This window comes from Pseudomonas sp. GP01-A4 (assembly GCF_058780865.1).
Genome location: NZ_JBYSWF010000001.1, coordinates 317,060 through 342,493 on the forward strand (window position 1 = coordinate 317,060; position 25,434 = coordinate 342,493).

24 protein-coding genes are annotated in these 25,434 nt (G+C 63.1%); 18 read left to right on the top strand and 6 right to left on the bottom strand.

Features of this window, described 5'->3' with window-relative positions; all coding sequences use genetic code 11:
* Positions 1-186 precede the first annotated feature (186 nt).
* The 12 genes from AC3WKX_RS01525 (at position 187) to madM (ending at position 14,947) form a co-directional block, all read left to right on the top strand.
* On the top strand, positions 187-6,027 hold the full coding sequence (locus tag AC3WKX_RS01525; RefSeq protein WP_102604126.1) for an Hpt domain-containing protein: 5,841 nt from the start codon (positions 187-189) through the stop codon (positions 6,025-6,027).
* Positions 6,020-6,475, top strand: coding sequence for a chemotaxis protein CheW (locus tag AC3WKX_RS01530; protein WP_003213725.1), 456 nt, complete (start codon positions 6,020-6,022; stop codon positions 6,473-6,475). Before AC3WKX_RS01525 ends, AC3WKX_RS01530 begins: the two co-directional genes overlap by 8 nt.
* A 488-nt stretch (positions 6,476-6,963) precedes the next feature.
* On the top strand, positions 6,964-7,287 hold the full coding sequence (locus AC3WKX_RS01535) for a DUF6124 family protein (protein WP_102604127.1): 324 nt from the start codon (positions 6,964-6,966) through the stop codon (positions 7,285-7,287).
* Between the two features lie 315 nt (positions 7,288-7,602).
* The gene (gene mdcA / locus AC3WKX_RS01540) at positions 7,603-9,273 is read left to right on the top strand and encodes a malonate decarboxylase subunit alpha (protein WP_026077844.1); all 1,671 of its coding nucleotides are present in this window, start codon (positions 7,603-7,605) and stop codon (positions 9,271-9,273) included.
* Positions 9,274-10,122: a triphosphoribosyl-dephospho-CoA synthase gene (locus AC3WKX_RS01545; protein WP_102370091.1), complete on the top strand. Its 849-nt coding sequence runs from the start codon at positions 9,274-9,276 to the stop codon at positions 10,120-10,122.
* Complete coding sequence (locus AC3WKX_RS01550; protein ID WP_003216806.1) at positions 10,122-10,421, top strand: malonate decarboxylase subunit delta; 300 nt, start codon at positions 10,122-10,124, stop codon at positions 10,419-10,421. Before AC3WKX_RS01545 ends, AC3WKX_RS01550 begins: the two co-directional genes overlap by 1 nt.
* Entirely contained in the window at positions 10,414-11,256 is an 843-nt protein-coding gene (locus tag AC3WKX_RS01555) for a biotin-independent malonate decarboxylase subunit beta (RefSeq protein WP_102370090.1), read from the top strand. The genes AC3WKX_RS01550 and AC3WKX_RS01555 overlap by 8 nt, the downstream gene beginning before the upstream one ends.
* Positions 11,253-12,029: a biotin-independent malonate decarboxylase subunit gamma gene (gene mdcE / locus AC3WKX_RS01560; protein ID WP_102604128.1), complete on the top strand. Its 777-nt coding sequence runs from the start codon at positions 11,253-11,255 to the stop codon at positions 12,027-12,029. The genes AC3WKX_RS01555 and mdcE overlap by 4 nt, the downstream gene beginning before the upstream one ends.
* A complete protein-coding gene (locus tag AC3WKX_RS01565) occupies positions 12,023-12,619 on the top strand; it encodes a malonate decarboxylase holo-ACP synthase (protein WP_102604129.1) in 597 nt (198 codons plus the stop codon). Before mdcE ends, AC3WKX_RS01565 begins: the two co-directional genes overlap by 7 nt.
* Positions 12,616-13,521 (top strand): malonate decarboxylase subunit epsilon, encoded by a 906-nt coding sequence (mdcH, locus tag AC3WKX_RS01570; RefSeq protein ID WP_102604130.1) that lies wholly within the window; start codon positions 12,616-12,618, stop codon positions 13,519-13,521. Before AC3WKX_RS01565 ends, mdcH begins: the two co-directional genes overlap by 4 nt.
* A gap of 246 nt (positions 13,522-13,767) precedes the next feature.
* A complete protein-coding gene (gene madL, locus AC3WKX_RS01575; protein ID WP_102604131.1) occupies positions 13,768-14,181 on the top strand; it encodes a malonate transporter subunit MadL in 414 nt (137 codons plus the stop codon).
* 1 nt (position 14,182) lies between these two features.
* A complete protein-coding gene (gene madM, locus AC3WKX_RS01580) occupies positions 14,183-14,947 on the top strand; it encodes a malonate transporter subunit MadM (RefSeq protein WP_003216820.1) in 765 nt (254 codons plus the stop codon).
* Between the two features lie 156 nt (positions 14,948-15,103).
* On the opposite strand, the gene AC3WKX_RS01585 is transcribed toward madM, so the two are convergent.
* The 3 genes from AC3WKX_RS01585 to AC3WKX_RS01595 are packed head-to-tail and all read right to left on the bottom strand — an operon-like array spanning position 15,104 to position 17,164.
* Positions 15,104-16,018, bottom strand: a complete 915-nt coding sequence (locus AC3WKX_RS01585) for a LysR family transcriptional regulator (protein WP_003216822.1) — start codon at positions 16,016-16,018, stop codon at positions 15,104-15,106.
* 37 nt (positions 16,019-16,055) lie between these two features.
* Complete coding sequence (locus tag AC3WKX_RS01590) at positions 16,056-16,598, bottom strand: chromate transporter (protein WP_008434119.1); 543 nt, start codon at positions 16,596-16,598, stop codon at positions 16,056-16,058.
* A complete protein-coding gene (locus tag AC3WKX_RS01595) occupies positions 16,598-17,164 on the bottom strand; it encodes a chromate transporter (RefSeq protein WP_003216826.1) in 567 nt (188 codons plus the stop codon). Before AC3WKX_RS01595 ends, AC3WKX_RS01590 begins: the two co-directional genes overlap by 1 nt.
* Positions 17,165-17,399: 235 nt before the next feature.
* On the opposite strand from AC3WKX_RS01595, the gene trhA reads away from it, so the two are divergent.
* Positions 17,400-18,017: a PAQR family membrane homeostasis protein TrhA gene (gene trhA / locus AC3WKX_RS01600; RefSeq protein WP_003216828.1), complete on the top strand. Its 618-nt coding sequence runs from the start codon at positions 17,400-17,402 to the stop codon at positions 18,015-18,017.
* Here the strand turns inward: trhA and AC3WKX_RS01605 are convergent.
* Positions 18,012-18,914 (bottom strand): LysR family transcriptional regulator, encoded by a 903-nt coding sequence (locus AC3WKX_RS01605; RefSeq protein ID WP_102604132.1) that lies wholly within the window; start codon positions 18,912-18,914, stop codon positions 18,012-18,014. The genes trhA and AC3WKX_RS01605 overlap by 6 nt on opposite strands.
* A gap of 108 nt (positions 18,915-19,022) precedes the next feature.
* On the opposite strand from AC3WKX_RS01605, the gene AC3WKX_RS01610 reads away from it, so the two are divergent.
* The 3 genes from AC3WKX_RS01610 to AC3WKX_RS01620 are packed head-to-tail and all read left to right on the top strand — an operon-like array spanning position 19,023 to position 21,588.
* Positions 19,023-20,264, top strand: a complete 1,242-nt coding sequence (locus AC3WKX_RS01610) for a D-amino acid dehydrogenase (RefSeq protein WP_102604133.1) — start codon at positions 19,023-19,025, stop codon at positions 20,262-20,264.
* A gap of 10 nt (positions 20,265-20,274) precedes the next feature.
* A complete protein-coding gene (locus tag AC3WKX_RS01615; RefSeq protein WP_102604134.1) occupies positions 20,275-20,628 on the top strand; it encodes a RidA family protein in 354 nt (117 codons plus the stop codon).
* 24 nt (positions 20,629-20,652) lie between these two features.
* Complete coding sequence (locus tag AC3WKX_RS01620; protein ID WP_008434107.1) at positions 20,653-21,588, top strand: transporter substrate-binding domain-containing protein; 936 nt, start codon at positions 20,653-20,655, stop codon at positions 21,586-21,588.
* Positions 21,589-21,723: 135 nt separating this feature from the next.
* On the opposite strand, the gene AC3WKX_RS01625 is transcribed toward AC3WKX_RS01620, so the two are convergent.
* The gene (locus AC3WKX_RS01625) at positions 21,724-22,443 is read right to left on the bottom strand and encodes a 16S rRNA (uracil(1498)-N(3))-methyltransferase (RefSeq protein WP_087693231.1); all 720 of its coding nucleotides are present in this window, start codon (positions 22,441-22,443) and stop codon (positions 21,724-21,726) included.
* Between the two features lie 86 nt (positions 22,444-22,529).
* Complete coding sequence (locus AC3WKX_RS01630; RefSeq protein WP_003216840.1) at positions 22,530-23,936, bottom strand: adenosylmethionine--8-amino-7-oxononanoate transaminase; 1,407 nt, start codon at positions 23,934-23,936, stop codon at positions 22,530-22,532.
* Between the two features lie 280 nt (positions 23,937-24,216).
* Between AC3WKX_RS01630 and AC3WKX_RS01635 the strand changes: the two genes are divergently transcribed.
* Both AC3WKX_RS01635 and AC3WKX_RS01640 read left to right on the top strand, forming a co-directional pair.
* Positions 24,217-24,768 (top strand): cytochrome b, encoded by a 552-nt coding sequence (locus tag AC3WKX_RS01635; protein WP_003216842.1) that lies wholly within the window; start codon positions 24,217-24,219, stop codon positions 24,766-24,768.
* A gap of 32 nt (positions 24,769-24,800) precedes the next feature.
* Complete coding sequence (locus AC3WKX_RS01640; RefSeq protein WP_003216844.1) at positions 24,801-25,397, top strand: YceI family protein; 597 nt, start codon at positions 24,801-24,803, stop codon at positions 25,395-25,397.
* The last annotated feature ends 37 nt before the right edge of the window (positions 25,398-25,434 follow it).

The window sequence follows — 25,434 nt, forward strand, 5'->3', positions numbered from 1 at the left end:
AAAACACCGAAAAGCAAATGTGGGAGCGGGCTTGCTCGCGAATGCGGTGTGTCAGTCGCCGACGCTTTGTCTGACCCACCGCATTCGCGAGCAAGCCCGCTCCCACAGTTGATCTCCTTTGTTTTGAGATCGGTGTACGCATGACCCAGCACTACCAGCAACTCATGAATTCAGACGGGAGCGGTTATGGTTGATCGGCACGACTACGTGGCCCTCGAATGGGTCAAGGGCGAAATTGCCGAAACCCTGAAACAGGCCCGTTCGGCGCTGGACGCCTATGTTGAAGAAAGCAGCAGCGAGGCCATCGGCCAGTGCCTGGAATGCATCCATCAGGTGCATGGCAGCCTGTTGATGGTCGAGTTCTACGGCGCGGCCCTGTTCGCTGAAGAAATGGAACAACTGGCCCTCGCCCTGCAAGGCGCGCGCGTCAGCCAGCGCGACGAAGGCATTCGCCTGCTGCAACAGGGCCTTGGCCAACTGCCGCTGTACCTCGACCGCGTACACAGCGCCCGGCGCGACCTGCCCCTGGTGGTGCTGCCGCTGCTCAACGACCTGCGCAGCGTGCGCGGCGAAAGCCTGCTCTCGGAAACCAGCCTGTTCAGCCCGCAACTGCTGGTGATCCCGCCGCTGCCCGAAGACGCCCTGGCCCAGCGCACGCCAGAGGATTTCCCCGAGCTGCTGCGCCAGTGGCGGCAGATGCTGCAACAGGCGCTGGTCGGTTTGCTGCGCGAAGACCACGGCCCCAGCAACCTGGAAGACATGGCGCGGGTCTTCGCCCGCCTCGAAGCCCTGTGCCATGGTGCGCCGCTGCTACCGTTGTGGCAGGTGACCTCGGCGCTGGTGGAAGGCATGCTCATTGGCGTGGTTGCCAACAGCCCGGCGTTGCGCAGTTTGCTCAAAGCCTGCGACAAGCAACTCAAGCGCCTGCTGATCCAGGGCATCAACGGGATCAACACCCCGGCCCCGGATGAGCTGCTCAAGAGCCTGTTGTTCTACGTCGCCAAAGTCACCCGACCGACTCCACGGATGCAAAGTTTGAAAGAACGATATGGCCTCGATGAAGCTTTGCCCGACAGCGCCGTGGTGGACGCCGAACGCGCCCGCCTGGCCGGCCCGGACCGCGACGCGATGGGCTCGGTGCTCGGCGCGTTGTGCGAGGAGCTGGTGCGGGTCAAGGAACGCCTGGACCTGTTCGTACGCAGCGACCGTCAGCACGCCTCGGACCTTGAGGCGTTGCTGGCGCCGCTGCGGCAGATCGCCGATACCCTGGCGGTATTGGGCTTCGGCCAGCCGCGCAAAGTGATCATCGACCAACTGGCGGTGGTACTCGGCCTGGCCCAGGGGCAGCGCGAACCCAACGATGCGGTATTGATGGACGTTGCCGGTGCGTTGCTCTACGTCGAGGCCACGCTGGCCGGGATGGTCGGCACTGTCGAGCCGGAGCGCCGCGAAGAAAGCCGCCTGCCTACCACCGACCTGACGCAGATCCACCACCTCGTCATCCGCGAATCCTGCCAGTGCCTGACCCAGGCCAAAGAGCTGGTGATCGACTGCATCGAGGCTCACTGGGACCTCCAGCGCCTGGAGTCGCTGCCCGAGTTGCTGACCCAGGTGCGCGGCGCGCTGGCGATGATTCCGCTGCCCCGTGCGGCGAGCCTGATGCGTGGCTGCAATGACTACGTCAACGAGCAACTGATGGTCGGCGACGCCGCACCTTCCGAGGCGCAGCTTGAGCATTTTGCCGATGTGCTCACCAGCCTCGAGTACTACCTGGAACGCATGCTCCAGGACCACGACGCCCCGGGCGAACGGGTGCTGGAAGTCGCCGCTGAAGGCCTGGCCGCGCTGGGCTATTTGCCGGCCGAAAAACCCTGGCGCCAGGCACTGCTTGAGCAGGGTGACACGCCCACGGAGCAAACCCCGTTCCTCGCCGATGCGTTGGCCAGCCCCACCTCGCGCCTCAACCCGCCGGCACTCCAGCGTCCCGGCAGCCTGCTGCCGCCGCCCGCCGGTGAAGAAGCCATCGATGATGAACTGCGGGAAGTCTTCCTCGAAGAAACCGCCGAAGTTCTCGACGTGCTGCATCGCTATGTGCCTGCCGGCACCGCCAGCCTGGAAGACAAGGCCACCCTGAGCGAAATGCGCCGCGCCTTCCACACCTTGAAAGGCAGTGGCCGCATGGTGCGCGCCCTGGTGTTGGCGGAGCTGGCCTGGGCCGTGGAAAACCTGCTCAACCGCGTGCTGGAACGCAGCGTCGCGCCGGGCCCGGATGTGCAAGCAGTGCTGGATGACGTGTTGGAATTGCTGCCGGAACTGATCACCGATTTTGCCGACGATGCCCAGCGCCAGCGCGATGACGTAGACGAACTGGCGGCGCGCGCGCACGCCCTGGCCAGCCGTGTCGAACCGTCGGCCACAGACCCGGCCGCCCTGGACCCGCAGTTGCTGGAAATCTTCCGCAACGAAGCCCAGAGCCACCTCGACAGCCTCAACCACTTCCTGCAACAGGCCACCGAGCACCTGCCGCTGCAAGTCAGTGATGAACTGCAACGCGCACTGCACACCCTCAAAGGCAGCGCCTATATGGCCGGTGTGTTGCCCATCGCCGAACTGGCGCGCCCGCTGGATCACCTGACCCGCGAATACAAGGCCCACCGCCTGCCGCTGGACCTGGATGAAATCGAATTGCTGCTGGAGGCCGAGGCGTTGTTCCAGCGCGGCGTGCGCCAGTTGGACAGTGACCCTCACGCGGCCATCAATGGTGCAGCAGGGCTGATCGAGCGCACGCAAAACCTGCTGAACAGCCAGCTTGAAGCCTTGCTGAATGCGCCCAACACCGGCCTGCGGATCAAGCGCGACCCGCAGTTGATCGCCAACTTCCTGGCCCAGGGCATGGACATCCTGCTGGACGCCGAAAGCCTGCTGCGCCGCTGGCAACAGCACCCCGGCGAACGCCAGGAACTGAGCGCGCTGCTGGACGAACTGACCACCCTCGGCGAAGGCGCGCACCTCGCCGACCTGCACCCGATGGACGAATTGTGCGAAGCCTTGCTCGACCTCTACGGCGCAGTGGAAGAAAGCAGCCTGGCGGTCAGCGAGCGCTTCTTCCACGAGGCCGAACAGGCCCACGAAGCCCTGATCAACATGCTCGACCAACTGGCCGCCGGCCAGGAAATCAGCGCGGCGCCGGCCCGGGTACGCGCCCTGCGCGAGCTGCTGGATGAAGGCCTCGACCCGTCCGCCACCGGCTTGATCAAGACCGATGGCAGCCGCGCGCTGAGCATCTCCGAGCTGGGCGCCGCTACGGCGAAGCTCGATCAGGGTTTTGCGGTGGATGACGAGATCGTCGAGATCTTCCTTGAGGAAGCGGTGGACATCCTCGACAGCGCCGGCCAGTCCTTGAAACGCTGGCTGCTGGACCCGGATAACGCAGCGCCGCTGTCATCGTTGCAGCGGGATTTGCACACCCTCAAGGGTGGCGCGCGCATGGCTGAAATCGGCGCAGTGGGCGACCTGGCCCTTGAGCTGGAAAACCTTTACGAAGGTTTGGTGGACCGGCGCTACAGCTATTCCAGCGAGCTGGCCAATGTGTTGATGGCCAGTCATGAGCGGCTGGCGCTGTTGCTTGAGCAACTGCAACACCAGCAACCGTTGAGCGACTCCTCCGACCTGATCAGCCACTTGCGTGAGTTGCGCCAAGGCACCGGACAAGCGGCGCCCGCAGCGGCCGCCGAAGTCGAGACGCCGGGCAGTGATCCCGAGCTGCTGGATATCTTTCTCGAAGAGGCCGCCGACATCCTCGACAGCTCCGGCGCCGCGCTGTTGCGCTGGCAGGCCGAGCCGAAAAATCGCCAGGAAGTCGAGACACTGCTGCGCGACCTGCACACCCTCAAGGGCGGCGCTCGCATGGTCGAGATCGGCCCGATTGGCGACCTGGCCCATGAGTTGGAGTTTCTCTATGAGGGCTTGTCGGCAGGTTTGCTGGCGCCCTCGGCGGAGCTGTTCGCCTTGCTGCAAGGCTGCCACGACCGCCTGGCGCAGATGATCGATGCGGTGGCGGCGGGCATGCCGGTGGGCTCGGTGGACCTGCTGATCGAGCGCATCAAGAGCCTGGTGCGTCCGGCTGAAGTGACGGACGCACCGCTGGCGTTGACGGCAACCAAAACCGAGGCGGTGCCGGCCAGCGACCCGGCCGCCGACATGGTGAAGATCTCTGCCGACTTGCTGGATGACCTGGTCAACCTGGCGGGTGAAACCTCGATCTTCCGTGGGCGTATCGAGCAGCAGGTCAACGATGCGAGCGTTGCCCTCAACGAGGTGGAAACCACCATCGAGCGTATGCGCGATCAACTGCGCCGCCTCGACACCGAGACCCAGGGCCGCATCCTCAGCCGCCAGCAGGCCGAGGCCGAACGCCTGGGCTACGAAGAATTCGACCCGCTGGAAATGGACCGCCATTCCCAGTTGCAACAACTGTCCCGGGCCTTGTTCGAATCGGCTTCCGACCTGCTCGACCTCAAGGAAACCCTCGACCGCCGCAACCAGGATGCCCACAACCTGCTGCAGCAACAGGCGCGCATCAACACCGAGTTGCAGGAAGGCCTGATGCGCACGCGCATGGTGCCTTTCGAACGCATGCTGCCACGGCTTAAACGCATCGTGCGGCAGGTGGCGGGCGAGCTGGGCAAGGACGTGGAATTTATCGTCGGCAATGCCGAAGGCGAGATGGACCGCAACGTGCTGGAGCGCATGGTCGCGCCGCTGGAACACATGCTGCGCAACGCCGTCGACCACGGCCTGGAATCCCGCGATGCACGATTGCTGGCCGGTAAACCCGAGAAAGGCCGCATCACCCTGGACCTGACCCACGAAGGCGGCGACATCGTTTTCGACATGCGCGACGACGGCGCCGGCGTGCCGCTTGAAGCCGTGCGGCGCAAGGCGATCAAGCGTGGCTTGCTCGACCCCAACCTGGAAATCAGCGACCGCGACGTGTTGCAGTTCATCCTGCAACCGGGGTTTTCCACTGCCGAAAAAATCACCCAGATTTCCGGGCGTGGCGTGGGCATGGACGTGGTGCATGAAGAAGTGCGCCAGCTGGGCGGCTCGATGGTCATCGACTCGACGCCGGGAGAGGGCGTGCACTTTCGCATTCGCCTGCCGTTCACTGTGTCGGTCAACCGGGCGATGATGGTGCAGTGTGCCGACGATCAATACGCGATCCCGCTGAACACCATCGAAGGCCTGGTGCGGGTCATGCCCCATGAGCTGGAAGGGCACTATCAGCAGGACCCGCCGCGCTACGAATACGCCGGCCAACGCTACGAACTGTTCTACCTCGGCGACCTGCTGCACACCGTCGGCCGGCCGAACCTGCTGGGCCAGTACCAGCCGCTGCCGGTGCTGCTGGTGCAATGCAACGAACGGCGCGTGGCGGTGCAAGTGGACGCCATGGCCGGCACCCGGGAGATCGTGGTCAAGGGCCTGGGGCCGCAGTTTGCCGGGGTGAAGGGCGTGTCTGGCGCAACCATCCTTGGCGATGGCCGCGTGGTGCTGATCATCGACCTGATGGCGCATATCCGCGCCCGGCCACCGGCGTTGCCGGCCCAGGCGGCGGACGCTCCGTTGATCCTCAACGACCCGCTGAAAAAGCGCCCGCTGCTGGTGCTGGTGGTGGACGACTCGGTCACCGTGCGCAAAGTCACCAGCCGCCTGCTGGAGCGCAACGGCATGAACGTGCTCACCGCCAAGGACGGCATCGACGCCATGGCCGTGCTGGAAGAGCACACCCCGGACCTGATGCTGCTCGACATCGAAATGCCGCGCATGGACGGCTTCGAAGTGGCCATCCAGGTGCGCGACGACCCGCGGCTGATGCGCATGCCCATCATCATGATCACCTCCCGCACCGGGCAAAAACACCGTGATCGTGCGATGGCGATTGGCGTCAACGACTACCTCGGCAAGCCTTATCAAGAGTCGGTGCTGCTGGAAAGCATCGCTTACTGGAGCAAGTCCCGTGCTTGATCACCGCGCAACTCAACTCACCGGCTTGCTGCTGCCATTGGCCGACCGTCACCTGTTGTTGCCCAACGTCGCCGTGGCCGAGCTGATCGACTTCCAGCGCGGCGAACCGGCCAGTGATGCGCCGCCGTGGTATTTGCGGCAGGTTACCTGGCGGGATCGGCAGTTGCCGTTGATCAGCTTTGAGGCCGCGTGTGGCGAGTCGGGCGTGGTGGGAGAGCGGGCGCGGATTGTGGTGTTGAACACCCTCGGAGGACGGCCGACGTTGAAGTTTATTGCGTTGGTGATCCAGGGGATTCCGCGTTCGTACAAGCTCGATAGCCAGTTGAGTTATGTGGACGTGCCGTTGTGCCCGCTGGAGTTGGCGGCGGTGCAGGTGGGGGAGCATGTGGCCAGGGTGCCGGACTTGATGGGATTGGAGGCGTTGTTGGTCGAGGCCGGATTGGCCTGAGCTACACATGTTGATGATCGTTCCCACGCTCCGCGTGGGAATGCAGCCTCGGACGCTCTGCGTCCAGCTGGCGATGCAAGGCTTAAGTCTCGCGCTGTGGTGACGCGGAGCGTCACGGGATGCATTCCCACGCAGAGCGTGGGAACGATCGCATCGGCGTGCGCTTTACGGTCGGATTTTTCCTGCAACCTCTCGCGCTGTGCATGAACTTGTTGTGCCATGCGATCGCGCCTAGTCTTCGTGCGTCATCGCAAAAAACGGTGACACGGACGTGCAAGTCCGACGAAACTGTTTAGGCGTACAAACGCCCAGCCATCCAACGGGCGTTTTTTGTGCTCGCTGCTTTATGGCGGCTGCGCGCAGGAGGTCTTCGGACCTGCTGGGTGTCCTAAACAGGCCCGGTCTTGCACACCTGCGCACGGTCGCCACCCTTATTCGCGTGCAAGCGAACGGTGGCGCTCCTTACTCATCTGTTTAGGAGTTTCATCATGTTCAAACCTACCCCCAATCCGCCCCACAACGCTGAAATCGAACACCGCAAACTCCAGGCCGCCGCCGAGCGTGCCATGGATCATTACTTTCCGACTTCCGCTTCATCGTCACTCTTTACCGTCACGCCCTCTCAATCCACCGAAGCCCTGCTGGCCAACGCTTCTGAAACCTTTGCCTCACTCAACGCCCTGACTTCCAACCTGGCCTTTGAATTGGAAGGTTCCCAGCGCGGCGTGGTGCTGGCCATTCAGCAGATGAGTGAGCTGGGGCAGTTACTGGTTGATCAGGCGTTGGAGCAGGTGAGCCCAGCGGCGATGTGACGAAGTGGGATCGGTCCCAAAAAGGGACTGATCGTTCCCATTTTGGGACTTCTGCGCACGTTCTCCCGAACAGCGCTGAGCAAATGTGGGAGCGGGCTTGCTCGCGAATGCGGTGTGTCAGTACCCGATTTATCAACTGACCCACCGCATTCGCGAGCAAGCCCGCTCCCACATCTGAACTGTGTTGAGCCCGAGCCTCAGCATTTGCTAATTAACCATTACTCCAATCGTAACGGTTCACCGCCCAGCTTGATTGATGCCCCCCCAATACCCTCCTAAGGTACAGCCCACGACAGCAAATCCCGTGGAGCGACCATGACAACAACAACTTCCCCCGACTCGCGCTGGACGCGGCGGCGCGATGAGAAGCAGCGCCGCCTCGCATTGGTGCGATCCTTCGCCGATGGCGCCGTGCTCCCCAGCGAGCGCATTGTCGAAGCCCTGGAAGCCCTGATCCTCCCCGGCGACCGCGTGGTGCTGGAAGGCAACAATCAGAAGCAGGCCGATTTCCTCTCGCGCTCCCTGGCCAAGGCCGACCCCGCCAAGCTCCACGACCTGCACATGATCATGCCCAGCGTCGGCCGCTCCGAGCACCTGGACCTGTTTGAAAAGGGCATCGCCCGCAAGCTGGATTTCTCCTTTGCCGGCACCCAGTCCCTGCGCATCAGCCAGTTGCTGGAAGACGGCCTGTTGGAAATCGGCGCGATCCACACTTACATCGAACTCTACGCACGGCTGGTGGTGGACCTGATCCCCAACGTGGTCCTGTCGGCCGGTTTCATGGCCGACCGCGCCGGCAATATCTACACCGGCCCGAGCACCGAAGACACACCCGCGCTGATCGAGCCGGCCGCCTTCAGCGATGGCATCGTCATCGTCCAGGTCAACCAACTGGTGGATGACGTCACCGACCTGCCGCGCGTCGACATCCCCGCGAGCTGGGTCGATTTCGTGGTGGTCGCTGACAAGCCCTTCTACATCGAACCGCTGTTCACCCGCGACCCACGCCACATCAAGCCCGTGCATGTGTTGATGGCGATGATGGCGATCCGCGGCATCTATGAAAAACACAACGTTCAGTCGCTGAACCACGGCATCGGTTTCAACACCGCCGCCATCGAATTGATCCTGCCGACCTACGGTGAATCCCTGGGCCTGAAGGGCAAGATCTGTCGCAACTGGACCCTCAACCCGCACCCAACCCTGATCCCGGCCATCGAAAGCGGCTGGGTCGAAAGCGTTCATTGCTTCGGCACCGAACTGGGCATGGAGAACTACATCGCCGCCCGGCCGGATGTGTTCTTCACGGGTCGCGACGGCTCGCTGCGCTCCAACCGAATGTTCTGCCAACTGGCCGGCCAATACGCGGTGGACCTGTTTATCGGCGCCACCTTACAGGTCGATGGGGACGGGCATTCCTCCACCGTTACCCGTGGCCGCCTTGCCGGTTTTGGCGGCGCACCGAACATGGGCCACGACCCGCGCGGTCGCCGCCATGGCACACCCGCCTGGCTCGACATGCGCCACGACGACGCTCCCGAGGCCTTGCTCGAACGCGGCAAAAAGCTCGTGGTGCAGATGGTGGAGACCTTCCAGGAAGGCGGCAAACCCACCTTTGTCGAAACCCTCGACGCGGTGGAAGTCGCCCGCAAAAGCGGCATGCCCCTGGCGCCGATCATGATCTACGGCGATGACGTCACGCACCTGCTCACCGAAGAAGGCATCGCCTACCTGTACAAGGCCCGTTCCCTGGAAGAGCGCCAGGCGATGATCGCCGCCGTGGCCGGGGTGACCGCCATCGGCATGCGTCACAACCCCAAGGACACCGCACGCATGCGTCGCGAAGGCTTGATTGCGCTGCCCGAAGACCTCGGCATCCGCCGCACCGATGCCACCCGCGAGCTGCTCGCCGCCAAGAGCGTGGCCGATCTGGTGGAGTGGTCCGGTGGCTTGTACAACCCGCCCGCCAAGTTCAGGAGCTGGTAAATGCACGCACTCAAACTGCACGACCTGACGCTGGCCGAACGCCTGGCCGACATGGCCGTCGACGCCTTGATTGATGAGGCGGACCTGTCGCCGAAACCCGCCCTGGTAGACCGTCGCGGCAACGGCGCCCATACCGATTTGCACCTCGGCTTGATGCACGCCTCGGCGCTGTCGCTGTGGCCGGCGTTCAAGGAAATGGCCGAGGCCGCGGTCGAATTTGGCGAAGTCGGTTTGCCCCTGCGTGAAGCCCTCGGGCGCATCGGTCGCGAAGGTGAGCAGGTGATGCTCGTCACCACCAGCGGCGTAAATACCCATCGCGGCGCGATCTGGGCGCTCGGCCTGTTAGTCGCCGCCGCCGCACTGCAACCGGAATCCTGCACTGCCAGCGCGGTGACGTTGCGCGCCGCCCGCCTGGCCTTGCTCAACGACCGTTACGCACCGCAACCGCTGAGCCACGGCGCCCAGGTCGCACAACGCTACGGCGCACGCGGTGCCCGCGAAGAGGCGCAACTGGGCTTTCCGTCGGTGCTGCAACGCGGCCTGCCCCAACTGAAGAAAAGCCGCCTGCAGCAACACGGCGAACAGAACGCGCGCCTCGACGCCTTGCTGGCGATCATGACCGATCTGGCCGACACCTGCGTGCTCTACCGCGCCGGTCCTGAAGGCTTGCAGGCCATGCAGCAGGGCGCCCAAGCCGTACTGGACGCCGGCGGCAGCGCAAGCCTCGCCGGCCGCCGCCAACTGCATGAGCTGGACCAGCAACTGCTGGCGCTGAATGCCTCCCCCGGTGGCGCCGCCGACCTGTTGGCCGCCTGCCTGTTTATCGACCGCCTCGACGGAGCGCTGTGATGGAAACCTTATCCTTTGAATTCCCCGCCGGGCAGCCCGCCAAGGGCCGCGCGCTGGTAGGCTGCGTCGGCTCCGGCGACCTCGAAGTGCTGCTGGAACCGGGCACCGCCGGCACCCTGACGATCCAGGTGCAGACCTCGGTGAACGGTGCGCAGCTGCGTTGGCAGCATCTGTTCGAACGGATCTTCCAGGAACAGACACCCCCCGCATTGAACATCGATATCCACGACTTCGGCGCCACACCCGGCGTGGTGCGCTTGCGCCTGGAGCAAGGCTTCGAGGAGATCGGTCATGACTGACTTGCTGAACAAACACAGCTTCGTCGAACTCGGCGCCCGGCAACGAGCCAAGGCCTTGCTCGACGCGGGCAGCTATCGCGAACTGATCGACCCGTTCCAGCGCGTCATGTCGCCGTGGCTGAGCCGCCAGGGCGTGGTGCCGCAGGCAGATGACGGCGTGGTGATCGCCAAGGGCAGCATCGCCGGCTTGCCGGTGGTCATCGCGGCCATCGAAGGCAATTTCCAGGGCGGCAGTCTCGGTGAAGTCGGCGGCGCAAAGATGGCCGGAGCACTGGAGTTGGCTGCTGAAGACAACCGCAACGGCATCCCGACGCGCGCCATCCTGCTGCTGGAAACCGGCGGCGTGCGCTTGCAGGAAGCCAACCTGGGCTTGGCTGCCATCGCCGATATCCATGCGGCGATTGTCGACCTGCGCCAGTACCAGCCGGTGATCGGCGTGGTGGCGGGCAGCGTCGGTTGTTTTGGCGGCATGTCCATCGCGGCAGGCTTGTGCAGTTATCTGCTGGTGACCCGTGAGGCGCGCCTTGGCCTGAACGGCCCGCAGGTGATCGAGCAGGAAGCCGGCCTTGAAGAATACGACTCCCGTGACCGGCCCTTCATCTGGAGCCTGACCGGCGGTGAGCAGCGTTTCAACAGTGGCTTGGCCGACCGGTATGTGGCCGACGACGTGGCGCAGATTCAGCAGCAGATCACTGAGTTGCTGCAACAAGGCTTGCCGGAAAACCAGCGCAGCCGTCAGGTTGATCACTATCTGGAACGCCTGGCCGCACTGAACGCCGAACCGCAAATCGACCCGGCGACGGTTCGCGATCTGTATCAGGGAGAACGCTCATGAGAGGTTTGCAGTGGTTCAACGCATTGAGCGGCGACGCAGCGCCAGTGAGCGGTTTGCCGAACTCGCTGAAAGTCGCCGACGGTGTGCTCGGTGATCAGCCAGTGCGCTTTATCGCGGTGGTCACCGACCCGCAAAACCGCTTCCCTCGCGCTCGCAACGGTGAAGTCGGTTTGCTGGAAGGCTGGGGCTTGGCCAAGGCGGTTGATGAAGCGATCGATACCGGCGACAAGCGTCCGCTGATTGCCATCGTGGATGTGCCGAGCCAGGCCTACGGTCGTCGCGAAGAGGCCTTGGGCATTCACCAGGCATTGGCCGCCGCTGCCGACAGCTACGCCCGTGCCCGCCTGGCCGGTCACCCGGTGATCGCGCTGCTGGTGGGCAAGGCGATGTCCGGCGCCTTCCTCGCCCATGGTTACCAGGCCAACCGCCTGATTGCCCTGCGCGACCCCGGCGTGATGGTGCATGCCATGGGCAAGGCTTCGGCGGCGCGGGTAACCCTGCGCAGTGTTGAAGAGCTGGAAACCCTGGCCGCCAGCGTGCCGCCGATGGCCTATGACATCGACAGCTATGCCAGCCTCGGCTTGCTCTGGGAGACCTTGTCGGTCAGCCAGATCGAGCAGCCCACCACCGAAGATGTGGCGCGGGTCAGCGATTGCCTGGTGCAGGCGATCAAGGATGTGCAGGCCGGCGGTCGGGACCTGAGCGGTCGCCTGGGCGCCACTAACCGCGCGGCCTCCAGCCACGTGCGCCAACTGCTGCGGGAGCAATGGTGAACGCTCACGACTTGCTCTGGGGCATGACCCCGGCGCATGCGCCCGCTGATGCACCGGCCTGGGTGCTGGAAGCATTGGCCGCTGGGCATCCGGTGGTGGTGCGGCGTGCCGTCGCGTCGCCGGGCCAGGTAGCGGTGGGGGTACGCGGGCGCTTGCGCGAGCAGCGCTTCGCCGCCGTGATGCCGATGGCGGCGGTGCAGCGGCGCGTGGTGCCGGAAGACCTGCGCGGTGTGATCTCGCCAAGGGATTTGCCGGCGTTGCAGGCCCTCGCTCAGTTGCGACCGGTGCTGGCGGGAGAGAGTTGGGGCGTCACCGGCAGTGCGGGTTTCGAGTTGGCCAGCGGCGTCGAAGCGTTGCATGCCAAGAGCGATCTGGATTTGATTCTGCGCACGCCCGAGCGCCTTGAACGCAGCGATGCAGAGGACCTGCTGGCGATACTGGATACGGCGGTGTGCGCCGTGGACCTGCAACTGCAAACGCCTTTTGGCGCGGTCGCGTTGCGTGAATGGGCCGGTGGTTCGCGTCGCGTGCTGCTGAAAAATGCCGGTGGCGCGCAGTTGGTGCTCGACCCGTGGCAGGCCTTGGCATGAGCAGCCTCCTGGCATTCCCGGGGCAGGGCGCCCAGCGTCCCGGCATGCTCCAGCAACTGCCGCGTGCGGTGCTGGACGAAGCCAGTGCTGCCCTCAATGAGGATGTGCTTACCCTGGATTCTGCCGAAGCGCTGGCCTCGACCCGTGCCGTGCAGCTCTGCCTGTTGATTGCCGGTGTGGTCAGTGCGCGTTTGCTGGAACACACCCCCGATTACGTCGCCGGCCTGTCCATTGGTGCCTATCCGGCCGCCGTGATCGCCGGCTCGCTGGACTTTGCCGACGCGTTGAAACTCGTCAGCCTGCGCGGCGAATTGATGCAACACGCGTATCCCCACGGCTACGGCATGACCGCCCTTATCGGCCCGGACCTGTCCACCGTCGAAGCCTTGCTTGCTCAGGTCCACAGCCCGCAAACCCCGGTTTACCTGGCCAATATCAATGCCGACAACCAGACGGTCATCGCCGGCAGCGATGAGGCCATGAAGGCGGTCGCCAATCTGGTGCGCGGCAACGGCGTCGCCAAACGCCTGGCCGTCAGCGTGCCGTCTCATTGCGTACTGCTGGAAAAACCCGCCGAGGCCCTGGCCGAAGCATTCGCCCAAGTGACACTGAAACCGCCGAGCATCAACTACCTGAGCAGCACCCGCGCCCGGCCGATCCACGACACCGAACACCTGCGCGACGACCTCGCCTTCAACATGTGCCGGATCGTCGACTGGCGCGGCACCGTGCAAAGCGCCTTCGAGCGCGGTGTGCGCCTGCATCTCGAACTGCCTCCCGGTGCCGTGCTCACGGGCCTCGCGCGCCGGGTGTTCGAGCAAGGCACCGTCATCGCCTTCGAAGGCGCCCGCCTGGACACCTTGCAGGCCTTGCTGCGAGAGGAGGGAAATCATCACCGATAGAGCTCCACCAAGGTTGATGCTGGTCGGTCAAGAGATAGAGCGGGTCACCAATGACCTGTGGCGAGGGAGCGTGCTCCCGTTGGAGTGCGCAGCGCTCCGAGGATTTCAGGGCCGCTACGCAGCCCAGCGGGAGCAAGCTCCCTCGCCACAGGTACGGTATTCATCTTTATCGGATCGGCATTGCCGCCCAAGGCTTTCGAAGCACAAAAACAACAATTTCGATGAAGCACTTTGAGGACAACCATCATGATTATTTACGGTGTGGCGTTGCTGGCGATCTGCATGTTGGCCGGCGTGATTCTGGGCGACATGCTCGGCGTGTTGCTGGGAGTCAAATCCAACGTGGGCGGGGTGGGGATCGCGATGATCCTGCTGATCTGCGCACGGTTGTGGATGCACAAACACGGCGGCATGACCAAGGAATGCGAGATGGGTGTCGGCTTCTGGGGTGCCATGTACATCCCGGTGGTGGTGGCGATGGCGGCGCAACAGAACGTGGTGACCGCGCTGCACGGCGGCCCGGTGGCGGTGCTGGCGGCGATTGGTTCGGTGGTGGTGTGCGGTTGCACGATTGCTTTGATCAGCCGTACGCACAAAGGCGAACCGTTGCCCGATGAAGAGCCGCTGATCGCGGTTGCACCTGTCGCGGGAGGTCGCTGATATGTGGGAACTCATCGAGAAAGGCCTGGCAAATAACGGCTTGGTCACCGCCTTTGCATTTGTTGGCGTGGTGATGTGGATTTCGGTGGTGCTGTCCAAGCGCCTGACCTTCGGGCGCATCCACGGCTCAGCCATCGCGATTGTGATCGGGCTGGTGCTGGCCTGGGTGGGCGGCACCTTGACCGGCGGGCAGAAAGGCCTGGCGGACGTGGCGCTGTTTTCCGGGATCGGCTTGATGGGCGGTGCCATGCTGCGGGACTTTGCCATCGTGGCCACGGCATTTGAAGTACAGGCCACCGAGGCGCGCAAGGCCGGCTTGATTGGTGCGATTGCCTTGCTGCTGGGCACGGTGCTGCCGTTTATTGTGGGCGCGAGTATCGCCTGGGCGTTTGGTTATCGCGATGCGATCAGCATGACCACCATCGGCGCGGGCGCGGTGACGTACATCGTCGGGCCGGTGACCGGGGCGGCGTTGGGTGCAAGCTCGGATGTGGTGGCGCTGTCCATCGCGACTGGGTTGATCAAGGCGATCCTGGTGATGGTGGGCACGCCCATGGCGGCACGCTGGATGGGCCTGGATAACCCGCGCTCGGCGATGGTGTTTGGCGGCCTGGCCGGTACGGTGAGCGGCGTGACGGCAGGCCTGGCAGCGACGGACCGGCGGTTGGTGCCGTATGGCGCACTGACCGCCACCTTTCACACCGGGCTTGGGTGTTTGCTGGGGCCGTCGGTGCTGTACTTCATCGTGCGCGGGATTGTCGGCTGACCCGAGATGTGTCGACCGCTTTTGTGGCGAGGGAGCTTGCTCCCGCTGGAGCGCGAAGCGGTCCCAATGCATTCTTCCTGAAACAACGCGGGCGCTGATTTTACGACTGCTGCGCAGCCGAGCGGGAGTAAGCTCCCTCGCCACAGGGGATCATTGTCAGGTTTGGCGGTTCGCATACATCCGGCACTCCGCCAACAGCGCGAGCAGGTTCGGGTCGCGTTCCTTGGCTTTCAGAAACACCACGCCAATGTGCTGCTGCAAACGGTAGCGCGGTTGCAGGGGAATCAGCTTCACCCGGTTCTCATACACCGCCGCAATCCGCCCCGGCAGCAGCGCATAACCCACCCCCGAGCTGACCATGCTCAGCAGGGTGAAGATGTCGTTGACCTGCATCGCCACCTTCGGCTCGAACCCCGCCTGCTTGAATACGCGATTGCCATCCTGATGGGTGGCGAAGCCTTGGGTGAGGGTGATGAAGGTGGCGTCGCGCACGTCCGCCAGGTCGATTTCCTGTTCGCGGTCGAAGGGTGAATCGGCTGGGGTGGCGAGGAAGATGTCGTCGGAAAACAGCGCGATCTGCTCGCAGTCCGGATCGTTGGCGTGTTCGTCGAGGGAGATCAGGATCGCGTCGACTTCCATGTTCTTCAGCTTGTACAGCAGGTCGAAATTCGAGCCGAGGATCAGGTCGATATTCAGCTCGCTACGGCGAATCTTCAGCCCCATGATCAACTGCGGCACAGTCTTCACCGTCAGCGAATACAACGAGCCCAGCTTGAAACGCTCGGCGGAAAAGCCGGCGGCCTCGCGGGTGACCCGCACGCTGTCGACCACATCCTGCACCAGCTTCTGCGCGCGCTCTTCCAGCACATAGGCGCTTTCCAGCGGCGTGAGGTTGCGCCCTTCGTGCTTGAACAGCGGGCAGCGCAGGGCGTTTTCCAGGGAGTGGATCGCCCGGTGCACGCTGACGTTGCTGGTCTGCAATTCAGCCGCCGCCCGCGCCAGGTTGCCGGTGCGCATGAACGCCAGGAAGATTTCCAGCTTCTTGAGGGTGAACTCTTCGTCGATCAGCATGGGCGTGACTCTTGTTCGAATGCCGTCGATTGTGCCCCTAAAACCAGTTCACTCCCAGCCATGCGCTGCACAGGCCCAACACCACGCCGAGGATGATCAGCCAAATCGCGTTGAGCCTTGTGTAATACACCACCGCAGCGCTGGCCAGGGTCAGCACCAGGCTGGTGGCATTGTTTTCCAGGCTGTTCATCAGGATGTAGCTGGCGGCCAGGATCAGCCCGATGGAGATCGGCAGCAGGCTGCCTTTGACCCGCTGCACCCACGGGGTTTTGGTGTGTTTTTCCAGCCAGCCGGCGCCGAAGTAGGTGAGCACCGAGCAGGGCACCAGCTTGGCGGTCAGGGCCACCAGGGCGCCGGGCAACCCGGCGGCTTGCTGGCCGATAAATACCAGGAACATGCCATTGGGCCCCGGCAAGGCCTGGGACAAGGCGAAGAAGGCGACGAACTGGGCGTCGGTGATCCAGTTCATGTCGGTGACGGTGTAGCGGTGGATATCGCTCAGGGCCACGGTGTTGCCGCCAATCGCCATCAGCGACCACAGCGCGCATTGGATCATCAGGTGAAACAGCACGCTCTGCATCAGCCGGCCACCTTCTGCTTGCCCATGAAGCTCAAGGCCAACGAGCTGGGAATGCAGATCAGCAGGACCATCCACAACGGCAGCACCAGCACCGCCATCAACACGAAGGTCAGGACGAACGCGCTGTAATTCGCCAGGGTTCGCGGCATGGCCTTGAGCAGGCGCAGAGTGGTGCCGAGCATCAGCCCGGTGGCGATCGGCATCACCGCGCCGAAGATCTGCTGCACCACGTCATGGCTCCACCATTTGGCATAGGCGAAGCCGGCCAGCACGGTGATCAGCGAGGGGAACAGATACAAGCCGACCACGGTCACAACCGCACCCGGCAAGCCGTGCAGGCGCCGACCGTAGATGATGCCGACGTTGGCGATATTCGGCCCGGGGAAAAATTGGCCGGTGGTCAGCAACTCGTTGAAGCCTTGTTCGCTGACCCACTGCCTGCGGTCGACCATCATCTGCCGCGCCCAGGGCATCACGCCGCCGAAGCCGAACAGGCCGACCATGGCGAAGTTGTAAAACAACTGCCACAGACTCGGGTGGGGCTGGGCAGGTTCGAGGTCAGGCATGGGCGTTACCGATGAGGGGCTTTTATGTAGGAGCTGGCTTGCCTGCGATAGCGGTGGGTCAGACATGCATCTGCTGCTGATACACCGCTATCGCCGGCAAGCCAGCTCCTACAGGATGAAGCGAATCATCCATCGGCATGTGTATTTGGGCAAATGAAGAAAGGTTGTTACCTGATATTGGGTGGGTGACGTCAGAATGGTCGAGGTGATAACCGTTATTCGAGGTGAGTGACACATGTATCACGGGGAACGATTCAACGCCTGGAGCCACTTGCTCGGGGCGGTTGCGGCTTTTGTGGGTGCGGTATGGATGTTGGTGGTGGCCAGTATGGACGGCAACCCCTGGAAGATTGTCAGCGTGGCCATTTACGGTTTCACATTGCTGGTGTTGTACAGCGCGTCCACCGTTTACCACAGCGTGCGCGGGCGCAAGAAAGCGATCATGCAGAAGGTCGATCACTTTTCGATCTACCTGCTGATTGCCGGCAGCTACACGCCGTTTTGCCTGGTGACGCTGCGCGGGCCGTGGGGCTGGACGCTGTTCGGGATTGTGTGGGGGCTGGCGGTGATCGGCATCCTGCAGGAGATCAAGCCACGCTCCGAGGCGCGGATTTTGTCGATCGTGATCTATGCGGTGATGGGCTGGATTGTGCTGGTGGCGGTCAAGCCGCTGATTGCTGCGCTGGGGCCTACCGGGTTTGCCTGGCTGGCGTCGGGCGGGGTGCTGTATACCGTGGGCATTATTTTCTTTGCCCTGGAGGACCGCTTGCGGCACTCCCACGGGATCTGGCATTTGTTCGTGATTGGCGGCAGCCTGCTGCATTTCGTGGCGATCATGGGGTACGTGTTATAGCCGGTCCAATTGCTCCTGGGCCCGGCTGCCGAAGATCTCCAACAGGCTCGCCAGCATATGCGGCGGCGGTTCGTCGGCGCGGGTCAGGGCGTACAAGGTGATTGGCAGCGGCGGCGCAAGGGGGCGAATGCAAGTAGTGGCCGGTGATGCGCCGAGGGCGGTGAACGGATCAATCACCGCCAGCCCGGCGCCGGATTCGACCATGGCCCTGGCCAGGGAATAGGTCTGCACTGCGATGCTGACCCGTGGCGGTGGATCGACCGCTTCCAGGTAGCTGTCCAGCTTCGCCGACAACGGGTCGGCGCTGGACAGGCCAATCAACGGCGTGCCCGCCAGGGCCATCAGCGGCAACGGTTTGCCTAGCTCGTTTTCCTTCCAGTAACCCTGCGGCGCCAGCGCCACCAGCACGCCGTGGGCCAACGGCTGGGCGTTCAGCCCTGGGTGATCGGGCGGTTGCAGGGTCAGCGCCACGTCGACCTCACGCATCAACAGGTTTTGCACCAGCTCGCGGCTGTGGGCGCTGGACAGCTCGCAGGCGATGTCCGGGTAGCGTTGGGTCCATTCGCGGATGGCCGGCGGCAGCAACGACAAGGCCAGCGCGGGTGTGGCGCCGATACGCAGGCTCTGGCCCGGCTCGCGGCGCAGGTTCTGCGCCAGGCGCCGCACGCCTTGCAGGCTTTCGGTCACCTTGTCGACTTCGCGCTCCAGCGCCAGCGCTTCCGGGGTTGGCTGCAGCTTGCCGCGTATACGCAGGAACAGCGGGAACCCCAACTGCAACTCGGCGTGCTGCAGCACCTTGCTCACCGCCGGCTGCGAGACATGCAGCAACTGGGCGGCGGCGCTGATGGAACCGGTCTGGCGGATGGCCTGGAAGATTTCGATATGACGCAAGCGCATGGGCAGTCCATAACCTTTGTTTATGGGTGACCCATCTTTATTCATTGTCCCGCCGCTGTCACCTGCCTCTAACCTTCAAGCCTGACATCGCACGGTTAAGGGACGCACATGGCTCAGCAGGTTTGCATCATCGGTGGCGGGGTTATCGGCCTGGCGAGTGCCTACGCGCTGGTGCGTGCCGGCATGCAGGTGACGGTGGTCGAAGCTCGGGAAACCCTGGGCAGCGAGACCAGCTTCGCCAACGGCGGGCAACTGTCCTACCGCTATGTCGCGCCGTTGGCCGACAAGGGCGTACCGTTGCAAGCCATCGGCTGGATGCTGCGCGGTGACTCGCCGCTGAAGCTGCGCCCGCGTATGGACCCGGCGCAGTGGCGCTGGATGGCCTCGTTCCTGGGCGCCTGCCGTGGCTCGGTGAACCAGCGCAATGCGGCCCACCTGCTGCGCCTGGCGTCCTTGAGCCAGGTCACCCTGCAACGCTGGCGTGAAGAAGACCAACTGGGCGGTTTCCACTGGCGGCGCAACGGCAAGCTGGTGACCTTTCGCAGCCTCGACAGCTATGAGCGCGCCTTGAATAAAGTGACCGACCCGCTGCAACAGCAAGTGCTCTCGGCGGCGGACTGCGCACGGCTGGAACCGACCCTGGACAGCGCCAGTTTTGCCGGCGGCATCTATACGCCCAATGAAGAGGTCGGCGACTGCCATGGGTTCTGCCAGCAACTGGCGGCGCGCCTTGAAGCGTCGGGGCGTTGCACGTTCCTGTTGGGGCGCAAGGTGACGGCGATTCGTCACAGCGCAGGCGCCGTGCAGGCTATCGAAATGGGCAGTGAAGTCTTGCCGGTGCAGCACCTGGTGCTGGCCGCCGGGCACCGCAGCCCCGAGCTGGCCTTGCCGGGTATGTCACTGCCGCTGTATCCCCTCAAGGGCTACAGCCTGAGCGTGCCGATTGGCGCGCAGCATCAGGCGCCGAACATCAGCATCACCGATTACGACCGCAAGATCGTCTACGCGCGCATCGGTGAGCAACTGCGGGTGGCGGCGATGGTGGATATTGTCGGCTTCGACACCCGCCTGGAACCCAAGCGCCTGGCGCTGATTAAACGCCAGGCACTTGAGACGTTCCCGCTGGCCGGTGACTACCAGCACGCGGTCGAATGGGCCGGTATGCGCCCGGCCACGCCTACCGGCGTGCCGTTGATTGGTGCCAGCGCCTACAGCAACCTGTGGCTTAACCTCGGCCACGGCGCCCTCGGGTTTACCCTGGCTTGCGGCAGCGGCCAGGTACTGGCCGAGTTGATTGGCCGGCACACCACTTCCATTGATATGCAGGGCTTCGCGCCCCGAGCCGCTTGAGGATATTTCGATGACCATCACCCGAATCAACAGCAACAGCCGCTTGTCTGGCGCCGTGGTGTTTCAGGACCTGGTGTTTTTGTCCGGCCAGGTGCCGGGCGAAGGCCGCGATGTGAAGACCCAGACCGAAGAGGTGCTGGCCAGGATTGATGCACTGCTGGCCGAGGCCGGCAGCGACAAGGATCATCTGCTGAATGCGACCATCTACCTGAACAATATCCAGGAGGGTTTTGCGCCGATGAATGAAGTCTGGTCCGCCTGGCTATCGCCGGGGCAGGCACCGACGCGTACCACGTTGCAGGCGCAGTTGGCGCGACCGGACGTGCTGGTCGAAATCAGCGTCATTGCCGTGCGCCGTCCATAACTAAAACAAAAACGGAGAATAACAATGCAAAAACTGTGGCGAGGGGGCTCGTCCCCCGTCGGGCTGCGCAGCAGCCCCATACTCTTCCTGGCCCTGATATTGAGTGCACAGACCCAGGCAACCGAAGCCCCCTTGGACGGCACGCTGAGCAAGATCGCCAACGCCAGGAGCATCACCCTCGGCTATCGCGATGCCTCGGTGCCGTTTTCCTATGTGGGGGATCACAGCGGCAAGCCCATGGGCTATTCGGTGGAGCTGGCGAACAAGATCGTCGAGCGTATCCAGCAGAAAACCGGTGTGCCGAAGCTCAACGTGAAGTACAACCTGGTGACTTCCCAGACCCGCATAGCCCTGGTGCAAAACGGCACCGTGGACCTGGAATGCGGTTCCACCGGCGTGACCGCCGAGCGGCAGAAGCAGGTAGCGTTTTCCTACGGGTTTATCTACGTGAAGGGCCAGTTGCTGACGGCCAACGACAGCGGCATCAAAAGCTTCGCCGACCTGCAAGGCAAGAACGTGGTAACCACCGCCGGTACCACCAACGAGCGGTTCCTCAAGAGCTACAACGTCGATCACAAACTGAACATGTCGGTGATCAGCGCCAAGGACCACGGCGAAGCCTTCCAGATGCTGCAATCCGGCCGGGCGGCGGCGTTTTACATGGATGACGCGTTGCTCTACGGGGAGCGCGCCAAGGCCAGGGACCCGCACAAGTGGGTGGTGGTTGGGGAAGAACAGTCGCGGGAAATCTACAGCTGTATGGTGCGCAAGGACGACCCGCAGTTTCTCGCGGTGGTCAATGAGACCCTGGCCGGGCTGTACAGCTCGGGGGAGATCAACGGCATTTACCAGCGCTGGTTTGAGCAGCCGATCCCGCCCAAGGGCTTGAACCTGGAATTCCCGATGACCAGTGAGTTGAAGGCGATTATTGCGACGCCTGTGAGTGACCCGGTGGAGTAACGGAGTGCAAACCCGATCCAAATGTGGGAGCGGGCTTGCTCGCGAAAGCGGAGTGCCAGTCAATACATGTGTGACTGATCCACCGCATTCGCGAGCAAGCCCGCTCCCACATTTGATTGGGTTTGCAAAACGGGTTTAGAAGTCGCCCCAGAGTTGTTGAGCCACCGCCAGCGCCACGACTGGCGCAGTTTCGGTACGCAGCACCCGTGGGCCCAGCCGTGCGGCATGAAAACCCGCACCTTGTGCCGTCTCGACTTCCCCATCAGTCAATCCACCCTCCGGCCCGATCAGGAAGGCCAGGCTCCCAGGCTTGGCGTGGCTCACCAGGGGCTCGGCCACCGGGTGCAGCACCAGCTTCAAATCCGCTTCGGCCTGTTTCAACCAATCCGCCAGCAACAGCGGTGGGTGAATCACCGGCACTCGCGAGCGACCGCACTGCTCGCACGCGCTGATCGCCACCTGGCGCCAGTGCTGCAGGCGTTTGTCGGCGCGTTCGTCCTTGAGGCGCACTTCGCAGCGGTCGCTGAAGATCGGGGTGATTTCATTCACCCCAAGCTCGGTGGCTTTCTGGATCGCCCAGTCCATCCGCTCGCCACGGGACAGGCCCTGGCCGAGGTGAATCTGCAACGGCGACTCGACCTGCCCGGCGAAGGTTTCGGTGACTTGCACCACCACGCGTTTTTTGCCGACTTCCAGCAAGCTGGCGCGAAACTCCTGGCCGGAACCGTCGAACAACTGCACGGGGTCGCCTTCGCTCATGCGCAATACGCGGCTGATGTAGTGCGCCTGGGCTTCCGGCAACTCGTGGTCGCCAAGGCTCAGGGGGGCGTCGACAAAAAAGCGGGACAGTCTCATTTCTGTTCTCTGGAAATAGTGTGCAGGGCGGACGCGGAGCGTCCATGGCTGCATTCCCACGCGGAGCGTGGGAACGATCAACTCAATCAGCCCGGATCACGAAACCCCGGGTGGAAATCCTTGGGCACCGCCACGCTGACCTTGCTGTTGGTGGCAATGTCGATCCCTTCGCTGGCCACTTCAGCCAGGAAGTCGATCTGCTCCGGGGTGATCACATACGGCGGCAGGAAGTACACCACGCTGCCCAACGGCCGCAGCAGCGCGCCACGCTCCAGCGCATGCTCGAACACCTTCAGGCCACGGCGTTCCTGCCACGGGTAGGCGGTCTTGGTGGCCTTGTCCTGCACCATCTCGATGGCCAGCACCATGCCGGTCTGGCGCACTTCCGAGACGTGCGGATGGTCCACCAGGTGCGCGGTGGCGGTGGCCATGCGCTGGGCCAGGGCCTTGTTGTTTTCGATGACGTTGTCTTCTTCGAAGATATCCAGGGTCGCCAAGGCCGCCGCACAGGCCAGCGGGTTGCCGGTGTAGCTGTGGGAGTGCAGGAAGGCGCGCAGGGTCGGGTAGTCGTCGTAGAAGGCGTCGTACACATCGTCGGTGGTGACCACCGCGGCGAGCGGCAGGTAGCCGCCGGTCAGGGCCTTGGACAGGCACAGGAAGTCCGGGCGGATGCCGGCCTGTTCACAGGCGAACATCGTACCGGTGCGGCCAAAGCCCACGGCGATTTCGTCGTGGATCAGGTGCACGCCATAACGGTCGCAGGCTTCGCGCAGCAGCTTGAGGTACACCGGGTGGTACATGCGCATGCCGCCGGCGCCCTGGATCAGCGGCTCGACGATCACGGCGGCCACGGTGTCGTGGTTTTCGGCCAGGGTCTGCTCCATGGCCAGGAACATGTTCCGGGAATGTTCTTCCCAGCTCATGCCGTCGGGGCGCAGGTAGCAGTCGGGGCTCGGCACCTTGATGGTGTCCAGCAGCAGGGCTTTATAGGTCTCGGTGAACAGCGGCACATCGCCAACCGACATCGCGGCGATGGTTTCGCCGTGGTAGCTGTTGGTCAGGGTGACAAAGCGCTTCTTGTTCGGCAGGCCGCGGTTGAGCCAATAGTGAAAGCTCATCTTCAGCGCGACTTCGATGCACGACGAGCCGTTGTCGGCGTAGAAGCAGCGGGTCAGGCCTTCGGGGGTCATCTTCACCAGGCGCTCGGATAGCTCGATTACCGGCTGGTGACTGAAACCGGCGAGGATCACGTGTTCCAGCTGGTCGACCTGGTCCTTGATGCGCTGGTTGATGCGCGGGTTGGCGTGGCCAAACACGTTGACCCACCAGGAACTGACGGCGTCGAGGTAGCGTTTGCCTTCGAAGTCTTCCAGCCAGATGCCTTCACCGCGCTTGATCGGGATCAGCGGCAGTTGCTGGTGGTCTTTCATCTGGGTGCAGGGATGCCACAGCACCGCAAGGTCGCGTTGCATCCACTGGTTATTCAAACCCATGTTCATTCTCCTCGAAGCGGCTCGCGACGTGCGCGGGCGAAACAATCGCGCAAGCCTATGCAATGCCGGCCTGTGTCACAACCCATTGCGAGTCTGAAGCGTAAATTGGTGGTAAACGCAGGACAGTCCGTCACGTTTCTTCTGGATAGTCCTTAATCTCTTGTTAACTTACTCTGCATACGCTCTTGATCGTATTTCTCGATATTTCAAAGCGAAATTTTCCGCTTTAATTCGATAGGTAAATCGATAGTCTTGCCACAGCTCTTACGGGATTTGGGACATGCAACTACGTAATTCACCGGCCCGCTATGGCTGGGTCAGCATCGTTTTGCACTGGGGCGTGGCCCTGGTGGTGTTCGGTCTGTTCGCATTGGGCCTGTGGATGGTCGGTCTCGACTACTACAGTGCCTGGCGCAAAGACGCCCCGGACCTGCACAAGAGCATCGGCATTACGCTGTTCGCCATCATGCTCGTGCGGATCGTCTGGCGCCTGGTCAGCCCGCCGCCGCCACCGCTTGCCAGCTATAGCCGCATGACGCGTCTGGGGGCTGCGTTTGGCCACGCGTTCCTGTATCTCGGGCTGTTTGCCGTGATGATTGCCGGTTACCTGATTTCCACCGCAGACGGTGTCGGGATCCCGGTGTTTGGCTTGTTTGAGATTCCTGCGCTGGTTTCCGGGCTACCGGACCAGGCAGACACTGCAGGCGTGGTGCATTTGTACCTGGCCTGGGTATTGGTGGTGTTCGCCGGCCTGCATGGCGTGGCCGCGCTGAAACACCATTTCATTGATCGTGATGTGACCCTGGTTCGTATGCTGGGGCGCAAAGCCTGATGTTCAACCTCGACTCACAAGGAATAGAAAGCATGTTGAAAAAGACTCTCGCCGCTCTGGCCATCGGTTCTGCCCTGCTGACTGCCGGTCAGGCGATGGCAGCTGACTACGTTGTCGACAAGGAAGGCCAGCACGCCTTCGTTGACTTCAAGATCAGCCACTTGGGCTACAGCTTCATCACCGGTACCTTCAAGGACCTGGACGGCAAGTTCAGCTTCGATGCTGCCAAGCCTGAAGACAGCAAGATTGAGTTCAACGTCCGCACCGCCAGCGTGTTCACCAACCACGCCGAACGTGACAAGCACATCGCCAGCAAAGACTTCCTGGACGTTGGCAAGTTTGCCGATGCCAAGTTCGTCTCCACCAGCGTCAAGACCACTGGCAAGAATGCCGCTGGCCAAGTCACTGCTGACGTGACCGGCGACCTGACCTTTCACGGCGTGACCAAGCCGATCGTCGTCAAGGCGACCTTCCTGGGTGAAGGCAAGGATCCATGGGGCGGCTACCGTGCCGGCTTTGAAGGTACTACCTCCTTCAATCGCCAGGACTTCGGCAAGCAGATGGACCTGGGCCCAGCGTCCAACAACGTTGAGCTGTACGTGACGTTTGAAGGTGTGAAAGCGAAGTAATTTTCGCCGGCCACACAAAAATGCCCCGGATCTCGCG

What these genes read in the sequence shown, in the direction of transcription:
- AC3WKX_RS01545 (WP_102370091.1), top strand. Translation starts at nt 9,274, where the DNA reads ATGCACGCACTCAAACTGCACGACCTGACGCTGGCCGAACGCCTGGCC.
- AC3WKX_RS01620 (WP_008434107.1), top strand. Translation starts at nt 20,653, where the DNA reads ATGCAAAAACTGTGGCGAGGGGGCTCGTCCCCCGTCGGGCTGCGCAGC.
- AC3WKX_RS01625 (WP_087693231.1), bottom strand. Translation starts at nt 22,443, where the DNA reads ATGAGACTGTCCCGCTTTTTTGTCGACGCCCCCCTGAGCCTTGGCGAC.
- AC3WKX_RS01615 (WP_102604134.1), top strand. Translation starts at nt 20,275, where the DNA reads ATGACCATCACCCGAATCAACAGCAACAGCCGCTTGTCTGGCGCCGTG.
- madL (WP_102604131.1), top strand. Translation starts at nt 13,768, where the DNA reads ATGATTATTTACGGTGTGGCGTTGCTGGCGATCTGCATGTTGGCCGGC.
- AC3WKX_RS01640 (WP_003216844.1), top strand. Translation starts at nt 24,801, where the DNA reads ATGTTGAAAAAGACTCTCGCCGCTCTGGCCATCGGTTCTGCCCTGCTG.
- AC3WKX_RS01590 (WP_008434119.1), bottom strand. Translation starts at nt 16,598, where the DNA reads ATGCAGAGCGTGCTGTTTCACCTGATGATCCAATGCGCGCTGTGGTCG.
- madM (WP_003216820.1), top strand. Translation starts at nt 14,183, where the DNA reads ATGTGGGAACTCATCGAGAAAGGCCTGGCAAATAACGGCTTGGTCACC.
- trhA (WP_003216828.1), top strand. Translation starts at nt 17,400, where the DNA reads ATGTATCACGGGGAACGATTCAACGCCTGGAGCCACTTGCTCGGGGCG.
- AC3WKX_RS01525 (WP_102604126.1), top strand. Translation starts at nt 187, where the DNA reads ATGGTTGATCGGCACGACTACGTGGCCCTCGAATGGGTCAAGGGCGAA.
- AC3WKX_RS01585 (WP_003216822.1), bottom strand. Translation starts at nt 16,018, where the DNA reads ATGCTGATCGACGAAGAGTTCACCCTCAAGAAGCTGGAAATCTTCCTG.
- AC3WKX_RS01550 (WP_003216806.1), top strand. Translation starts at nt 10,122, where the DNA reads ATGGAAACCTTATCCTTTGAATTCCCCGCCGGGCAGCCCGCCAAGGGC.
- AC3WKX_RS01565 (WP_102604129.1), top strand. Translation starts at nt 12,023, where the DNA reads ATGGTGAACGCTCACGACTTGCTCTGGGGCATGACCCCGGCGCATGCG.
- AC3WKX_RS01605 (WP_102604132.1), bottom strand. Translation starts at nt 18,914, where the DNA reads ATGCGCTTGCGTCATATCGAAATCTTCCAGGCCATCCGCCAGACCGGT.
- mdcE (WP_102604128.1), top strand. Translation starts at nt 11,253, where the DNA reads ATGAGAGGTTTGCAGTGGTTCAACGCATTGAGCGGCGACGCAGCGCCA.
- AC3WKX_RS01595 (WP_003216826.1), bottom strand. Translation starts at nt 17,164, where the DNA reads ATGCCTGACCTCGAACCTGCCCAGCCCCACCCGAGTCTGTGGCAGTTG.
- AC3WKX_RS01610 (WP_102604133.1), top strand. Translation starts at nt 19,023, where the DNA reads ATGGCTCAGCAGGTTTGCATCATCGGTGGCGGGGTTATCGGCCTGGCG.
- mdcA (WP_026077844.1), top strand. Translation starts at nt 7,603, where the DNA reads ATGACAACAACAACTTCCCCCGACTCGCGCTGGACGCGGCGGCGCGAT.
- AC3WKX_RS01635 (WP_003216842.1), top strand. Translation starts at nt 24,217, where the DNA reads ATGCAACTACGTAATTCACCGGCCCGCTATGGCTGGGTCAGCATCGTT.
- AC3WKX_RS01630 (WP_003216840.1), bottom strand. Translation starts at nt 23,936, where the DNA reads ATGGGTTTGAATAACCAGTGGATGCAACGCGACCTTGCGGTGCTGTGG.
- AC3WKX_RS01555 (WP_102370090.1), top strand. Translation starts at nt 10,414, where the DNA reads ATGACTGACTTGCTGAACAAACACAGCTTCGTCGAACTCGGCGCCCGG.
- AC3WKX_RS01535 (WP_102604127.1), top strand. Translation starts at nt 6,964, where the DNA reads ATGTTCAAACCTACCCCCAATCCGCCCCACAACGCTGAAATCGAACAC.
- mdcH (WP_102604130.1), top strand. Translation starts at nt 12,616, where the DNA reads ATGAGCAGCCTCCTGGCATTCCCGGGGCAGGGCGCCCAGCGTCCCGGC.